The organism is Microvirga pakistanensis, from assembly GCF_004458765.1.
Lineage (GTDB): Bacteria > Pseudomonadota > Alphaproteobacteria > Rhizobiales > Beijerinckiaceae > Microvirga > Microvirga pakistanensis.
This window is the reverse complement of record NZ_SPJX01000228.1, coordinates 1-431: the sequence shown is the minus strand read 5'-3', so window position 1 is coordinate 431 and position 431 is coordinate 1. Positions and strand designations below refer to the sequence as shown.

Annotated in this window: 1 protein-coding gene; it reads left to right on the top strand. The window is 66.6% G+C overall.

The features are described 5' to 3' along the window. The first annotated feature begins 150 nt into the window (after positions 1-150). Positions 151-360: a cold-shock protein gene (locus E4K09_RS14095; RefSeq protein ID WP_116528134.1), complete on the top strand. Its 210-nt coding sequence runs from the start codon at positions 151-153 to the stop codon at positions 358-360. The last annotated feature ends 71 nt before the right edge of the window (positions 361-431 follow it).

Sequence of the window (431 nt, the reverse complement as noted above, 5' to 3'; positions counted from 1 at the left end):
ATCGACATTTGGCCGGACAATCGGGCCGTACCGCCTTGGCATGCCGGGCGCACGTTCAGACACTCTCCCAAACATCGACGAACCGAGCAGGGGCGCGCTTTGGCGCGGGCCGACGCTCACGTGCACTGACGCAAACCAAGGAAGACTGCCATGATCACGGGCACCGTGAAGTTCTACAACGACCAGAAGGGCTTCGGCTTCATTCAGCCGGACAACGGCGACAAGGACGTGTTCGTCCACGCCACCGCGCTTGAGCGCGCCGGCATCCGCGGCCTGCGCGAAGGCCAGAAGGTGTCCTTCGACACGGCCGAGGACCGCCGCTCCGGCAAGGTCGCGGTCAACAACATCCAGACGGCCTGACGCGCCGTCTCCCGCGGGCGGCGGGCTCACCCAGGCCGCCCGCCAAAGCCGCCCTTCGGGAGCGGCTTTTT

Coding starts and splice junctions, on each gene's coding strand:
- E4K09_RS14095 (WP_116528134.1), top strand. CDS start 151: ATGATCACGGGCACCGTGAAGTTCTACAACGACCAGAAGGGCTTCGGC.